At 73.6% G+C, this 459-nt stretch carries 1 protein-coding gene; it reads left to right on the top strand.

Features of this window, described 5'->3' with window-relative positions:
• Nucleotides 1–10 precede the first annotated feature (10 nt).
• The coding region (locus ACEN88_RS34245; protein ID WP_413346845.1) for a HupE/UreJ family protein at nucleotides 11–459 on the top strand (449 nt) is incomplete at its 3' end.

Raw genomic sequence — 459 nt, 5'->3', positions numbered from 1 at the left:
CGGCGACGTCGTGCTGGACGCCGCCATCGCGTATCCCGGCGTGCGCCCCGCGGCGTTCCGCTTCGCCGGCACGCTCGCGCCGGGCAAGCTGTCCGACGCGCCGCTGAACACGATCCTGCTGTCGCACCGCGCCGGCGCGACGGACCAGTACCGCATGGATGCCGCGGCGATCGACGTCAACCCGTCGTGGTGGCTGTCGGCCTGGCAGTTCATCCGCGCGGGGGCCGCCCACATCCTCGAAGGCGCCGACCACCTGCTGCTGGTCGTGTGCCTCGTCGCGGGCGACATGCGCCTGCGCGCGATCGCCCTGCGCATCACGGCGTTCAGCGCGGGCCATGCGTGCGCCATCGCGGCCAGCTTCTACGGCCTGCTGCCCGACCGGCCATGGCTGATCCCCGGCGTGGAGCTGCTGATCGCGCTGTCCGTGCTCGGCACGGCGCTCCTGATGCTGGGCCGGCG

Source organism: Massilia sp. CT11-108 (assembly GCF_047302915.1).
Classification (GTDB): Bacteria; Pseudomonadota; Gammaproteobacteria; order Burkholderiales; family Burkholderiaceae_D; genus Telluria; species Telluria orientalis.
The sequence above is the reverse complement of the archived record's forward strand: the minus strand, read 5'-3'. Positions and strand labels throughout refer to the sequence as shown.